12 protein-coding genes and 1 pseudogene are annotated in these 13,595 nt (G+C 71.1%); 10 read left to right on the top strand and 3 right to left on the bottom strand.

The annotated features are described in order from the left end of the window. The 4 genes and pseudogenes from ACFWBB_RS15015 to ACFWBB_RS15000 all read left to right on the top strand — a co-directional run. The coding region (locus ACFWBB_RS15015; protein WP_385271111.1) for a hypothetical protein at nucleotides 1-193 on the top strand (193 nt) is incomplete at its 5' end. 303 nt (nucleotides 194-496) lie between these two features. Next, nucleotides 497-943: pseudogene (locus tag ACFWBB_RS15010) on the top strand (transposase family protein); the annotation flags it as partial. Nucleotides 944-1,227: 284 nt separating this feature from the next. Continuing rightward, nucleotides 1,228-1,590, top strand: a complete 363-nt coding sequence (locus ACFWBB_RS15005) for a hypothetical protein (protein WP_385271108.1) — start codon at nucleotides 1,228-1,230, stop codon at nucleotides 1,588-1,590. Next, nucleotides 1,587-2,246 (top strand): nucleotidyl transferase AbiEii/AbiGii toxin family protein, encoded by a 660-nt coding sequence (locus tag ACFWBB_RS15000; RefSeq protein ID WP_385271105.1) that lies wholly within the window; start codon nucleotides 1,587-1,589, stop codon nucleotides 2,244-2,246. Before ACFWBB_RS15005 ends, ACFWBB_RS15000 begins: the two co-directional genes overlap by 4 nt. A gap of 458 nt (nucleotides 2,247-2,704) precedes the next feature. On the opposite strand, the gene ACFWBB_RS14995 is transcribed toward ACFWBB_RS15000, so the two are convergent. Continuing rightward, complete coding sequence (locus ACFWBB_RS14995) at nucleotides 2,705-4,093, bottom strand: hypothetical protein (protein ID WP_385271102.1); 1,389 nt, start codon at nucleotides 4,091-4,093, stop codon at nucleotides 2,705-2,707. 557 nt (nucleotides 4,094-4,650) lie between these two features. Here ACFWBB_RS14995 and panD point away from each other — a divergent pair. Both panD and ACFWBB_RS14985 read left to right on the top strand, forming a co-directional pair. After that, a complete protein-coding gene (gene panD, locus ACFWBB_RS14990) occupies nucleotides 4,651-5,070 on the top strand; it encodes an aspartate 1-decarboxylase (RefSeq protein ID WP_385271099.1) in 420 nt (139 codons plus the stop codon). Between the two features lie 38 nt (nucleotides 5,071-5,108). Next, a complete protein-coding gene (locus ACFWBB_RS14985) occupies nucleotides 5,109-5,456 on the top strand; it encodes a GNAT family N-acetyltransferase (RefSeq protein WP_385271096.1) in 348 nt (115 codons plus the stop codon). A 523-nt stretch (nucleotides 5,457-5,979) separates the two neighbouring features. Here the strand turns inward: ACFWBB_RS14985 and gndA are convergent. After that, nucleotides 5,980-7,419 (bottom strand): NADP-dependent phosphogluconate dehydrogenase, encoded by a 1,440-nt coding sequence (gene gndA, locus ACFWBB_RS14980; protein WP_385271093.1) that lies wholly within the window; start codon nucleotides 7,417-7,419, stop codon nucleotides 5,980-5,982. 199 nt (nucleotides 7,420-7,618) lie between these two features. On the opposite strand from gndA, the gene ACFWBB_RS14975 reads away from it, so the two are divergent. Then, nucleotides 7,619-8,866 (top strand): transglycosylase family protein, encoded by a 1,248-nt coding sequence (locus tag ACFWBB_RS14975; RefSeq protein WP_385271090.1) that lies wholly within the window; start codon nucleotides 7,619-7,621, stop codon nucleotides 8,864-8,866. Here ACFWBB_RS14975 and ACFWBB_RS14970 read toward each other — a convergent pair. Further along, nucleotides 8,856-10,133, bottom strand: coding sequence for a DMT family transporter (locus ACFWBB_RS14970; RefSeq protein ID WP_385271087.1), 1,278 nt, complete (start codon nucleotides 10,131-10,133; stop codon nucleotides 8,856-8,858). The two genes, ACFWBB_RS14975 and ACFWBB_RS14970, sit on opposite strands and share 11 nt — an antisense overlap. A gap of 227 nt (nucleotides 10,134-10,360) precedes the next feature. Between ACFWBB_RS14970 and ACFWBB_RS14965 the strand changes: the two genes are divergently transcribed. The 3 genes from ACFWBB_RS14965 to glgC are packed head-to-tail and all read left to right on the top strand — an operon-like array spanning nucleotide 10,361 to nucleotide 13,590. Further along, nucleotides 10,361-11,122, top strand: coding sequence for a (2Fe-2S)-binding protein (locus ACFWBB_RS14965; protein ID WP_385271084.1), 762 nt, complete (start codon nucleotides 10,361-10,363; stop codon nucleotides 11,120-11,122). A 37-nt stretch (nucleotides 11,123-11,159) separates the two neighbouring features. Continuing rightward, nucleotides 11,160-12,320, top strand: coding sequence for a glycogen synthase (glgA, locus tag ACFWBB_RS14960; RefSeq protein ID WP_385271081.1), 1,161 nt, complete (start codon nucleotides 11,160-11,162; stop codon nucleotides 12,318-12,320). Between the two features lie 49 nt (nucleotides 12,321-12,369). Next, nucleotides 12,370-13,590, top strand: a complete 1,221-nt coding sequence (glgC, locus tag ACFWBB_RS14955; protein WP_385271078.1) for a glucose-1-phosphate adenylyltransferase — start codon at nucleotides 12,370-12,372, stop codon at nucleotides 13,588-13,590. The last annotated feature ends 5 nt before the right edge of the window (nucleotides 13,591-13,595 follow it).

Genomic DNA, 13,595 nt, shown 5'->3' with positions numbered 1-13,595 from the left:
CGAGATGGACGCCGACCAGCTGGCCGAGACGACGATGGACCCGCGCCACCGCACCCTGCGACGCATCAACCTCTCCGACCTGGAGGCCGCCGAGCAGGTGTTCGACCTGCTCATGGGCAACGATGTGGCGCCGCGCAAGGAGTTCATCTCCAGCTCCGCTGCCACGCTGGACCGGTCCAGGATCGACATCTGAGCTCGACTCTGTCGTGGATCTTGAGAAGCTCGGGGTTCATCCGCCGGTGAACCGCCAAGACCGCGGCCGGAGATGTTCGACTACGGCACCGCCGTAGTCGAGGAACCGGTGGCTGACATCCTGTTGGCAGATCTGGTCGAAGCGATTGGGTGAGGAAGCTGCTCCGGCTGGCTGGTGCTGGATTTCTCATTGGATATACACATATCGGCGTCGTAGTTGGCGGGTGGGCGGGGTCGGCCGCCCCCAGATCCAGGGCCGGGCTCGGGCGTTGAGTTGCCGGGTGGCCACTGCTGGGGCCTGGGCGATGTCTCCGGGAAGAAGAAGCAGAACATCATGAAGGCCACCGTCATCGCCGACTGGCGCGGCCGCACGTTATGGACCGATGCTCTTCGACCTGGACGTATGCACGACGCCACGGCTGCCCGCAACGAGGGCGTCGCCATCTGCTTCCAGCACTTCTCCGACGTCGAGGTCCTCCTGGACGACGGCTATCTCGGCCTGAGCCGCGACCACCGCGGACAAGCAATCACACCGCCCAGAAAACCGCGACCGTGCGCACTGCCCGGCAGAGTCGAACGGTGGGAACGCGACCGCCACCGGCACTCATCCGACCGCATCACCGTCGAACACGCCCTCGCCGATCACAAACGCTGGAAGCAACTGACGCGCTGGACCCACCGCCCCGACCGCCTGCCCGACACCTACCGCGCCATCGCCAGCCTCGTACCCGACCGCACCATCAACGCCTGAAAACAGACCACGACCAGGCCAAACACGCTTCACCCGCTATCACGCACCAACTCGTTAGGCGGAAGCGCAGGCGAGGAGCCTTCTTGCCCGCGTGACGGTCAGCATCGGGCGCGGGAGCGTCCCAGTTGCTGACCAGATGGCGGCCATGACGGGGGACCTGGACACAGGTGCCTGGCTCTGCATGGCGGGTTCGCTGCGTGACGCGACAGCTCGTTCGCTACATGGGTCCTGAGTGAATGGGCTCATCCGCCATGCTGTCGCCTCCCAGTAGCGATACTGGATGTATGGACACGACGATCGCCGCCCCCCGCGCCGAGGTGCTGCGGGAGCGCTACCGCAGCCGACTGCCCGCGCGCCTGCAGGAGCTGGCCGGCCCCGTCGAGGGCAACGTGGACCTGCCGCTCCACATCGTCTGGTCCGGGCGGACGAGCTACAGCCTGGACCGTCCGAAGTCCCGCATGACGCTCTACCGGACCGTCCTCGCCGAAGGACTGCGCGAGGACCTGGTGACACTCCTGCACCACCGGCTGCTCACCGAGCAGTGGCCCGTGCTGCGGCGCTTGGTCAGTCCCTACATCCGCGAGGTGTGGGAGGGCGCCTTCCCCGAGCTGCTCCGCGCCGCTCCGTCCGACACGACCGCCGCGTGAAGCTCACCCCGCTCCACGAGCGTCTCCTCGCCGACATCCTCGACATCGGCTCCCCTTACCCCCTGGTCCTCACCGGCGGATACGCCGTGCAGGCCCACGGCCTGGTCGAACGCTTCAGCCGCGACCTCGACGTCGCCACCGAGAACCCCGCCCCGATGCAGGAGATCGTCGCCTCTCTCACAGCAGGTCTCAGCGCGCGCGGATGGCGGACCACGCACGTCCAGACTGATCCGCTCAGCGGTCGGTTCCTCGTCACCGATCCGGACACGGGCGAGGAGTGCGAGGTCGACGTCCTCAAGGAGGCCTTCTGGGCTCCGCCTGCCCAGACCCCCTACGGCCCGGTTCTTTCCCTCGACGACGTGATCGGCACCAAGGTCCGTGCCCTCGCCGACCGCGGCACCGTCCGCGACCTCATCGACGTCCAGGCTGCCTCCCGTCACCGCTCCACCGCCGACCTCGAATCACTGGGCCGCCGTCGCGCCCACGACGAGTTCAGCCTCGAAGACCTCCGGGACCGGCTTATCGGCGCGGACTGGTACGAGGATGAGGACTACACCGCGTACGGGCTCACCTCCCGGCAGATCGAAGAACTCAAGGCGTGGGCGCTGGAGTGGGCGGAGGATCTGGGGGCACGGATCCATGACGAGAACGCCTGAGAGGCGGTCATCGTGTCCATCCCCGCAACCGCCGTTGCAACGAGAGGATGCGGTGTAGCCGGCAGATTCACCCCGGAGCCGTCCCCGGTGGGTGGCTGCCCTGCACGGCGGATGTGCAGGGCAGCCGAGCGATACCCAGCAGTCGACTCACGGCGAAACCGGGCTGCGGTAGCGGTCAAACACTGCATCCCGCTCCCACTTCGTCCGGCCGTGGTAGTGCGGCCGCTGGACCACTCTCCGGGCCATACGGCGTACAACGTGGACTAGCTGACCATTGCCCGCTCGTACGCCGCTCGGTCACTGCCGTGGGCCTTCCTTCGGGGCGGGTGAGCGAGGGCATGCGCTGCATCCCCGCGCCTACACCGTCACCGCGAGTCGAGGCCCACGCTCCTGGCCGTCAGGTGGTTTGGTCGTCCGCCCAGAGGCCGTCCGGACGGATCTGCTGTCTCAGAGGAGCGTCAGCGAGACGAGCACGCGCAGGGTTCCTCGTTCTGCCCCGGCAGTAGTCGCAGGGCGAAGACAGAGCCGTCGGCGTGGACGGAGACGGGGCCGCCCCAGTTCTTGTCGAAGGTGAGGCGGGGGCGGACTCCGCGGCTCGCGTGGACGAGGGCGCGGTACTCCTCGACGTCGCCTCTGGCGAGAAGTCGGAAGACTTCCTTGTCCACGCCGGAGAACGCCTCGACGCGGGGGCCGTTGAGGCGGAAGACGTGGTCGGTGCCGACGTACTCGTTGCCGAAGAGGGTGTGGGCGGCGTCCTGGATGCTCATGCTGGCCGCGTGTTCGAGGCCGGTGAAGCGTTTGCGGCCCTGCCGGTCGGTCAGGTGTCGGGCGGTGGCGTGGCCGGAGCCGGTGAAGGCCATGAGGCCCGCCGCGGTGGTGTGGGCCAGAGCCTCCTGGAACCAGGCGTAGTCCTTCGGTTGCACGTGGCAGCCCCGTACGGGCTCCGGTGCCACCAGGCCCTCGGCCGGCGGGTGGATGTCCGGCATCACGTTCGCCTGGAACGGCGGGGCGTTCCGGTTCGCTTCCCGACCCTCTGCCGGGGAAAGCCGACCACCACTGCCCCGTGCCTGGAGGGCGTGGACGGTCATCGTGCCGCCGTCCGTCGGGAGCTGCGTGCTGAACAGCAGGCTGGGGGTCTCGTTCCACGCGCCGATGTGGACCGCTTCGGCGTGGGCCGAGGCGGAGGCCAGTTGCTCGGCGGAGGTGGCGGAGTCGCTGTGGTTGCCCTTGCAGGCGAGGGGGATGACAAGGGACGGCTCGCCCGGCCGCCAGACTTCGGCGAAGTACTGGGGACGATAGCGGTACTTCACTTTCTCGCCCTTGTCCCTGCTGGTGAGGGCCCAGCCCGCGCGTAACGCCGTGTCGGCGGGGACAATCGTCACCGAATGGTCGGGGAAACGGCTGCGCAGCATGTGCTCGGTGAGCGTGAGCGCGAAGCCGATGCTGAGCTCGCCGGACTGCAGCGACTTGTAGTGGTCCGCGATGCGGCGGCCTTCGTCGGTGAGGCCGAGGAAGGAGTCACGGCCGCCGGCCAGGGCTTGGGTGTACTTGAGTGCGCCCCAGTGTTCCGCCAGCCCCCGGCCCGCACCACGCCACGACAGGGCAGTGGCCCGGGCGAGGGTGTGGAGCACGTCCCAGAGGGTCACTTCGAAGTGCCGAGGCAGCTCCGTCGGCAGGATCGGGACGAGGGCGGGCTTCCGGCGGAGCGGCTCGTCCTCATTCTCCTTGCGCTTCTCGTCGTCCGCCGCGATGGCGGCCTTCACCTTCCCTACGAGCGCGTCGTCGGAGTGGACGGAGACGTTCGAGGGCTGGGTCAGGTCCTGGAGCACTTCCTCGGTCGGCTTCAACGACTCTCCTTCACGTTGTGCGAGCGCGGTTCGCCATCGGCTGGACCGTACGGAAGAGAGGAGCGGCGCACGCAAGTGCGCAGGGGCGCGGGACTTGGACTTTGGCCCGGGCGGGCCGGTGTCGGCGCCTTGGACGCGCCTCGCTCGCGAGTTCCACGCTGCCGAGGGGGCCTCGGGCGGGCGGAAGGCAGCGAGCCGGCTTCCGGGGCGGTCGAGCGCCGACCGGCCGACGGCCAAAGGGACCGTGTTCCACGAACCAGAGCGATGTCGGTGCCCGACAGGTCGGTGCGTGGAGGCACGTCGTCCGTGGGCAGAGTGGTCTCCGCATCTTTGATGGCTCATCAGGTAAGTCAGCATCCGGTCAGCATGAGTCGCCGGGCTTTCCTGGAGGATTGCCTGAACAGGCGCCGGTGCGGCGCGAAAGCCCAGGCGTGAAGCCGTCTCGCCCGAGCGGAGCGATGTTCCTCACAATTCTCGACCGGCGTGTCCGGGTGTACAGTCGACACCGCCCTTGACCTGCACAAAGCAGGCAGGGAGCCGTCTTCCAGGAGTTGAAAATGCTTCGCACCATGTTCAAGTCCAAGATCCACCGCGCCACCGTCACCCAGGCCGACCTGCACTACGTGGGGTCGGTGACCATCGACGCCGAGCTGCTCGACGCCGCCGATCTGCTGCCGGGTGAGCTCGTCCACATCGTCGACATCACCAACGGGGCGCGGCTGGAGACGTACGTCATCGAGGGGGAGCGCGGCTCCGGTGTAATCGGGATCAACGGGGCCGCCGCCCATCTCGTGCACCCCGGTGATCTGGTGATCATCATCAGTTACGCTCAGGTGACCGACGCGGAGGCGCGGGTGCTGGAGCCGCGGGTCGTGCACGTGGACCGCGACAACCGGATCGTGGCCCTGGGAGCGGACCCCTCGGAGCCGGTACCGGGCTCCGACCAGGAGCGCAGCCCGCAGGCAGTGTCGGTCTGACCGCAGCAGCCCTCGCACCCATCGCACCGGGAGTGCCCATGAGCGACATCGAGATCCGCGACGACCGGGCGGCGGGCCGCCTCGAGGCCCTCGGTGACGCCGGCGAAGTAGTGGGCCACATCGAGTACTTCGTCCTGGAGTCGCCCGCGCCCGCCCTGGTCCCGGTGCACACCATCGTCGAGCCGGCGCACGAGGGCAAGGGCATCGCCGGGTCGCTGGCGCGGGAGCTGTACGCCGCCTCCGGGCGCGAGGGCATCCCCGTGGCGCCGCTCTGCCCGTACGTCGTCAAGTGGGCCGAACGCCACCCGGACGAGGCTCCGGCGGCGGACCCCGAGCTGCTGCGGGCCGCCAGGGATTGGCTGCGCGCGCACCCCGGCCGGTTCTGACGTTCCGTCCGACGGGGCACGGGACCCCTGGCCACGGTCGTCGCACCGGCTGTCCGGACGGACACCGTCGGGGCGACGGGCCGGTCGAGCCGTCCGGGTGAGTGCCCGGGGCGGCCCCGGGTACGCGGGGGAGTAGTTCAGAATCAAGCCCCCAAGCGGCCGGAGGACACGATGACCGACCCGTACCCCGACCCCGTCCCGCCCGGACCGACGCCCGGCCCGGACCCGGTCCCGCCGGATCCTTTCCCGAACCCGGTGCCCATGCCCGAGCCGCAACCGCCCGGCCCTCAACCGCCCGGCCCGAGACCGACGCCTCCGCAGCCCGTACCGGCCCCGGACCCGTCGCCGTCCCCGATCCCGCCGGGCCCGGAGCCGGTTCCCGGTCCGGAACCCGGCCCGCCCCTGACCTGACCCGCCGGAACACCTGACCCGGCACAGCGGTGGCGGGCGGCTCGACACCGCCCGCCGCCGCTCCTGTCCACCGCGCACGCGGCCCGCCGCGGTCGCCCGGAGCGGGACGGGGCTACGCGTCCACCTCCGACCGGTCCCCGCCCCACAGGGTGTGGAACGCCCCCTCCCGGTCCACCCTGCGGTAGGTGTGCGCGCCGAAGAAGTCCCGCTGCCCCTGCGTGAGCGCCGCCGGCAACCGCTCCGCGCGCAACGCGTCGTAGTACGCGAGCGCCGCCGCGAAGCCGGGCGTGGGCACCCCCTGGAGCGTCGCGGCCACCAGCACCTCACGCCACGGGTCCTGCGCCGCCGCGATCTCCGAGGCGAACGTCGCGTCGGACAGCAGGCTCGGAAGGTCCGCCCGCGTGTCGTACGCGGCACGGATCCGGTCGAGGAAGGCCGCGCGGATGATGCAGCCGCCGCGCCAGATCGCGGAGACGGCGCCCAGGTCGATGTCCCAGCCGTACTCCTCGGAGCCCGCGGCGATCTCGTGGAAGCCCTGCGTGTACGACACGATCTTCGAGGCGTACAGCGCCTGCTCCACCCGGTCGGCGAAGGCCTGCGCCTCCGCCTCGCCCAGGGCGGACGCCTTCGGTCCCGCCAGGTCGCGCGAGGCTTCGCGCAGCGGCGCGTGACCCGACAGCGACCGGGCGAAGACTGCCTCCGCGATCCCGGACACCGGAACGCCCAGGTCGAGCGCGATCTGCACCGTCCAGCGGCCGGTGCCCTTCTGCTCGGCCTGGTCGACGACCACGTCCACGAAGGGCCTGCCCGTCGCCGCGTCCACATGGGACAGCACCTCGGCGGTGATCTCGATCAGATAGGAGTCGAGGCGGCCCGTGTTCCAGGTGCGGAAGATGTCCGCGATCTGCGCCGGTTCGTACCCGGCGACATCGCGCAGCAACTGGTAGGCCTCGCCGATCAGCTGCATGTCGGCGTACTCGATGCCGTTGTGCACCATCTTCACGAAGTGACCGGCCCCGTCCGGGCCGATGTGCGTGACGCAGGGCGTTCCGTCCGCCGCCTTCGCCGAGATCTTCTCCAGCATCGGGCCCAGCGACTCGTACGACTCCGGCGAGCCGCCCGGCATGATGCTCGGGCCGTGCAGCGCGCCCTCCTCCCCACCGGAGATGCCCGTGCCGACGAAGTGGATGCCCTGCTCGCGCAGTTCGCGCTCGCGGCGGCGGCTGTCGGCGAAGTGCGCGTTGCCACCGTCGATGATCATGTCGCCGGGTTCGAGCAGCGGGGCGAACTCGTGGATCACCGCGTCGGTCGGCTCACCGGCCTTCACCATGATCACCAGGCGGCGGGGCCGCTCCAGTGCCGCCACGAACTCCTTGGCGGTCTCGGCGGTGACGAACTCGCCCTCGTGGCCGAATTCCTCCACCAGGGCGTGCGTCCGCGCCGCCGTGCGGTTGTGCAACGCGACCGTGTAGCCGTTGCGTGCGAAGTTGCGGGCGAGATTGCGGCCCATGACCGCGAGTCCCGTGACGCCGATCTGAGCTGACGTGCTCATACGGTTGGCTCCTTCAGGGGTGTGCCCGTGCATCCGGTCAGTATCGTCCTGAGGACCATCTTGACGGGTCCGCGGCCGGATTCCCGCGCGGGGCGTCCCGCCGTCGCCCGCGAGTCGGAGCGGCCGGTTGTCGTCTTGTCATGGCCTGTTCGCCGCCCTTACTTTTGCCCCTCCTGACGCACTGTCGAGGGGGACCTCCATGGCCGTACGCGGCCGGCACCGCCGGTATCAGCCGAACAGGATCAACCGCGCCTCGCTCACCGTCACGGCGGGCGGTGCGGGCATGGCGCTGCCGCTCATGGCCACCGGTTCCGCCCAGGCGGCAGACGTGGACACCTGGAACAAGGTCGCCGCGTGCGAGTCGACCAACGACTGGGACATCAACAGCGGCAACGGCTACTACGGCGGACTCCAGTTCACCCAGTCCACCTGGGAGGCGTACGGCGGTACGCGGTACGCGCCCCGTGCGGATCTGGCCACCCGAGACCAGCAGATCGCCGTGGCCGAGAAGGTGCTGGACGGACAGGGGCCCGGAGCCTGGCCCGTCTGCTCGGTGCGGGCCGGACTGAGCCGGGGCGGGGACACCCCCGGCATCCACCCGGACGGCACGTCGGCGAAGCCCGCCCAAACGTCCGCCAAGCCGTCCGCCGAGCCGTCCGCCCGGTCGTCGTCGCAGTCGTCCACCAGGAAGACATCCCTGGACGACGTGCGTCCCCAGAGCACGCCCCAGTCCCGGGCGGGCACCGCGGAGGTGTACACGGTCGTCCGCGGCGACACGCTCTCCGCCATCGCGGACACCGAGGACGTCAAGGGCGGCTGGCAGGGGCTCTACGCCGCCAACCGCACGACCATCGGCGGCGACCCCGACCTGATCGTCCCGGGCCAGCGGCTCAGCCTGAGCGAGCGGGCGGGCGCCGCGACCAGGGCCCCGGGCAGCACCAGGCCCCGGACGCAGAAACCGAAGACCTCCCGGGGCGCCAAGGAGAGCAAGCCGGCCAAGAGCGCCAAGGCCAAGGACGCCGACCACAAGGCGACCACCGGCCATCCCCTCGTGGCACCCGTCGGCGCCTCCACCGGAACGCCCTACCACGCGACCGGTTCCTCCTGGTCGAAGGGCTACCACACCGGCGTCGACTTCCCGGTGGCCACCGGCACGTCCGTGAAGGCGGTATCGGCGGGCGAGGTGGTGAGCGCGGGCTGGGCCGGTTCCTTCGGATACCAGGTGGTCATCCGGCACGCCGACGGCCGCTACTCCCAGTACGCCCACCTGTCGGCGATCTCCGTACGGGACGGGCAGTCGGTGAGCGGCGGGCAGCGCATCGGCCGGTCCGGCTCCACCGGCAACAGCACGGGCCCGCATCTGCACTTCGAGGTGCGGACGGGGCCCGGCTTCGGCACGGACGTCGACCCGGTGGCGTATCTACGGGCCGGTGGCGTCAGGATTTGACCCGCTCCCGGTGCCGGTCCACGACCGGCATCGGGACGAACAGCCCTCCGTACAAGGGGGTGTAGAAGGACGGAGGCACGTCCGCGCCGGGCGGGCCCTCCTCGAATCGGTCCTCCCCGGCGGCCGGTGCGGGTACGAGCCGTTCCTCCCGCACCTCCGCCGGCCGTACGTCCTCGAGCGCCGCCGCGACCGACCGCAGGTCCTCCAGCGCCCCTTCCGTCAGCCGCAGATCCTCCAGAGCGGTTTCCGTCAGCCGCACGTTCACCGGCGCCGCTTCCATCAGCCGCGCGTTCTCCGGGAGCGGCGCGACCTGCCGCGCCGGGAACCCGGTTGCGGACGTCGCACCGTCGATCTCCTCGGCCGCCGGGGCCGTGGCAGTACCGGATTCCGGCCGGGTGCGCGCGGCCGGGAGACCGGCCGGCGCCGTCCGAGGCCGTTCTCCCTCGAGGCGCTCGGTCGTCAGCAGGATGAGACCGCCCGCCGCCACCACACCGCAGCCCAGGGCGAGCACGGTGCCCGTGGTGCCGTAGCGGAAGGTCTCGCCGAACATCGTGATGCCGACCGCCGCCGCCACCACCGGGTTGACCACCGTCAGCGTGGCCAGCGGGGCCGCGAGGCCCGCGCCACGGTAGGCGGCCTGGGACAGCAGCATGCCGGCCGTGGCCAGCACGGCGATCACGGCCAGGGACGGGACGTCGGCCACCGAGACGCCATCGGTCCAGTCGACCGCGACGGTCTTGGTGAACACCGACGACATGCCGAACGCTATGCCCGACGCGGTCGCCAGCAGCATGCTGCGTACCGCCGGATGCCGGTGCGCGGCCCGCCCGGCCACCATCAGGGCGACGACCGCACCCGCGGTGACCACGGCCACGGCGACCCGCTGCGGGGTGCTCAGCGACTGCGCGTCGGCCATCCCGACCAGGGACAGCAGACCGGCCAGTCCGACCGTCGCCATGATCGCGCCCCGCCAGGCCGCCGCCCCGGCCCTGCGACCGACGAACAGCGCGGCCATGGGCAGCGCGAACACGATGGTCAGCGCGCCCAGCGGCTGGACCAGGCTGAGAGGACCGTAGGCGAGCGCAACCACGTGCAGCAGTCCGCCGAGACCGTTCAGCGCCACCGCGGCCCACCAGCCCGGACGCCGCAGCGGGGCGTACTGCTCGTCGGGCGACGACAGCGCGACCTGCTCCTGCACGATCGCCCCGGCCGCGTACGCGACAGCGGAGACGAGCGACAGGACCACGGACAACGCGAGGGCGCTCATGAGCTGCTCCTCTGCGTGAGGCGGGGGCGCGGGGCCCGGCGCGGCGAACGGTCGGCTCTCATGACAAACACGATGCCCTGTCGATCTGTTCCCGTCGTCGTCCCTAAGCACGCAATAAGTCCTACTACCGATGGAGTACTGCGGGCCCGCTGTCCTCCCTCAGGCGGGTGACGGACCAGGGATCCCCCCGACACGCACCCCTGACAGCCTTGGTACTACTGCACTTCGTGGACCTCGACCCCGATCTCGCCGCGCTCCGCCCGCTCGGCCCCTTTTTCGCCCTGCGCCCCCTGTCGGGCAGCCCAGGAGACCCGGCGCGGGCGCTGCCGACCCTCGCCCGGGCCTACGGCGACACCTCCGCGGGCGGGGCACCGGACGGTCACGGAGATCCGCTGGCCTTCCGCGTCCGGAAGGTCACCGAGGCGCTGCGCGCCCCCGAGGACCGGATCGCGGCCTCCGTGACGCAGCAGGGGCTCGCGGCCCGGCTGTGGTCGGTGACGCTGGGCTGCGCCGTTCTCTACGGGAGCATCCCCGGGCTCGCGCCGCGCCTGCTGCGCTGGGACCCGGACGCCGCCGCCCCGGACGACCTGTGGCTGACCGAGGTCCGGGCCCGGCCCGGGGACGCGGCCACCGTGGCCGCCACGGTCCTCGACGGGCACCTCGAGCCGCTCGCCGCGGCACTGCGCGCCCGCCACCCGGTCGCGGCGGGCCTGCTGCGGGGCAACTCGGCGTCGGCGCTGGCCGGGGCCGCCCGTCAGCTGGACCGCTGGGCCCGTACACACGGCCGCCCGGACGTCGCGGCACGCGCGCGTGCCCTCACCGCCGAGCTGTTCACCCACCCCCTCCTCGCGGACACCGGCACGCTGACCGGCACCGCCTTCCGCCGCCGCAGCTGCTGCCTGTACTACCGGGTGCCCGGCGGGGGCGTCTGCGGTGACTGTTGCTTCACACGACCCCCGCGCTCTTCCCCACGCGCCCCGTCTGGGTGACCATGAAGGGGACCGGTCGCTGAGATGGGGGTCATGGGTGCGAGTGGGACTGCTGACCCGGGAGTATCCCCCGGACGTGTACGGCGGCGCCGGTGTCCATGTCGAGTTCCTCGCCCGGGAGCTGCGGCGGCTCGTCGACCTCGACGTGCACTGCTGGGGCGAGGGCCGCACCGAGGGGGTCCGGCGGCACCGCCCGTGGTCCGCGCTCGACGGCGCCAACGACGCGCTGCGCACCTTCTCCGTGGACCTCGCCATGGCGGCCGCCCTCGAGGGCCGTGAACTCGTCCACTCCCACACCTGGTACGCCAATCTCGCCGGCCACCTCGCCAAGGAGCTGTACGGCGTGCCGCACGTGGTGACCGCGCACTCGCTGGAGCCGCTGCGGCCCTGGAAGGCCGAGCAGCTCGGCGGCGGCTACGCCCTGTCGAGCTGGGCCGAGCGGACCGCGGTGGAGGCGGCCGACGCGGTGATCGCCGTCTCGAGCGCGATGCGCGAGGACATCCTCGCCTGCTATCCGGCGCTCGCCCCGGACCGGGTCCACGTCGTCCACAACGGCATCGACACCGCCCTCTACCGCCCGGACCACGGCACCGACGCGCTCGCCCGGACCGGCCTGGACCCGGACCGGCCGTTCGTGCTGTTCGTCGGCCGCATCACCCGGCAGAAGGGCGTGCCCCATCTGCTGCGGGCCGTACGGGACATCGATCCCGCGGCGCAGGTCGTGCTGTGCGCGGGAGCGCCCGACACCCCCGAGATCGACCAGGAGTTCCGCGACCTCTTCGCGGAGCTGAGCCGGGCCCGGGACGGCGTGCACTGGATCCCGAAGATGCTGCCGCGCCCCGAGGTGATCCAGCTCCTCACGCACGCCGCCGTGTTCGTCTGCCCGTCGGTGTACGAACCGCTCGGCATCGTCAACCTGGAGGCGATGGCCTGCGGCACGCCCGTCGTGGCCTCCCGCGTCGGCGGCATCCCCGAGGTCGTCGAGGACGGCGTGACCGGCACGCTCGTGTCCGTGGACGGCGGGGGCGACGCCTTCGAGGCGGGTCTCGGCCGTGCGCTGGACGCCGTCCTCGGTGACCCGGAGGGCGCGCGCCGCATGGGCGAGGCCGGGCGGGCCCGGGCGGTGGAGGAGTTCGGCTGGGACGCGGTGGCCAGGCGTACGGTCCGGCTGTACGAGGAGATCGCCAAACAGGCTTAGTTCCCCCCGCCGGGGGCAATCATGGTTGAACCAGGTGAGGGGAGCGGTCATGCGTCGTGGTGGGCCAACGGTGCTCGGAATCGTGCTGGCGGGCGGTGAGGGCAAGCGCCTGATGCCGCTCACCGCGGACCGTGCCAAGCCGGCGGTCACCTTCGGTGGCACGTACCGGCTCGTCGATTTCGTGCTGTCCAATCTCGTCAACGCCGACATCCTGCGGATCTGCGTGCTGACGCAGTACAAGTCGCACTCCCTGGACCGGCACATCACCACCACCTGGCGGATGTCGAGCCTGCTCGGCAACTACGTGACCCCGGTCCCGGCCCAGCAGCGCCTCGGCCCGCGCTGGTACCTCGGCAGCGCGGATGCCATCCTCCAGTCGCTGAACCTCATCTACGACGAACGGCCCGAGTACGTGGCCGTCTTCGGCGCCGACCACGTCTACCGCATGGATCCGCGCCAGATGCTCACCCAGCACATCGACAGCGGCGCGGGCGTGACCGTGGCCGGGATCCGGGTCCCGCGCGGCGAGTCCTCCTCCTTCGGGGTGATCACCCCCGGTTCGGACGGCCAGACGGTCGACCGCTTCCTGGAGAAGCCCGCCGACCCGCCGGGTCTCGCGGACGACCCGGAATCCGTGTTCGCCTCGATGGGCAACTACATCTTCACCACCAAGGCGCTCATCGAGGCGCTCCAGCGGGACGCCGAGGACGAGAGTTCCGTCCACGACATGGGGGGCTCGATCCTGCCCCAGCTCACCGAGCGCGGCGAGGCCCGGCTGTACGACTTCCACGACAACCACGTGCCCGGCGAGACCACCCGGGACCAGGGCTACTGGCGGGACGTCGGCACGCTCGACGCGTACTACGACGCCCATATGGACCTGATCGCCGAGCGTCCCGCCTTCAACCTGTACAACCGGAGCTGGCCGATCTACACCCACTCGGGTCAGCTCTCCCCGGCCCGTTTCAACGCCGGCGGCATCGCCAGCGAGTCCATCATCAGCGCGGGCTGCCTGATCCGCGGCCAGGTCTCGCGCTCGGTGCTCTCACCGGGCGTCCTGGTCGACCCGGGAGCGGTCGTGCAGGGCTCGATCCTGCACGACAACGTGCACATCGGACGGGGTGCGGTCGTGCGCGGGGCGGTCCTCGACAAGAACGTGGAGGTCCCTCCGGGTGCGACCATCGGCGTGAACCCGGAGCGCGACGCGGAGCTGTACACGGTGTCGAGGGGCGGCGTGATCGCCCTGGGGAAGGGCCAGCAGGTGCCCTGAACTTA

Source organism: Streptomyces sp. NPDC060000, assembly GCF_042737375.1.
Classification (GTDB): domain Bacteria; phylum Actinomycetota; class Actinomycetes; order Streptomycetales; family Streptomycetaceae; genus Streptomyces.
Note: the sequence above shows the minus strand (reverse complement) of the source record. Positions and strands in the feature narration are given on the sequence as shown.

Bases quoted from the DNA above. Each gene is read 5' to 3' on its own strand.
- ACFWBB_RS15005 (WP_385271108.1), top strand. From the start codon at position 1,228: ATGGACACGACGATCGCCGCCCCCCGCGCCGAGGTGCTGCGGGAGCGC.
- gndA (WP_385271093.1), bottom strand. From the start codon at position 7,419: ATGAGCACGTCAGCTCAGATCGGCGTCACGGGACTCGCGGTCATGGGC.
- ACFWBB_RS14975 (WP_385271090.1), top strand. From the start codon at position 7,619: ATGGCCGTACGCGGCCGGCACCGCCGGTATCAGCCGAACAGGATCAAC.
- ACFWBB_RS14985 (WP_385271096.1), top strand. From the start codon at position 5,109: ATGAGCGACATCGAGATCCGCGACGACCGGGCGGCGGGCCGCCTCGAG.
- glgC (WP_385271078.1), top strand. From the start codon at position 12,370: ATGCGTCGTGGTGGGCCAACGGTGCTCGGAATCGTGCTGGCGGGCGGT.
- panD (WP_385271099.1), top strand. From the start codon at position 4,651: ATGCTTCGCACCATGTTCAAGTCCAAGATCCACCGCGCCACCGTCACC.
- ACFWBB_RS14970 (WP_385271087.1), bottom strand. From the start codon at position 10,133: ATGAGCGCCCTCGCGTTGTCCGTGGTCCTGTCGCTCGTCTCCGCTGTC.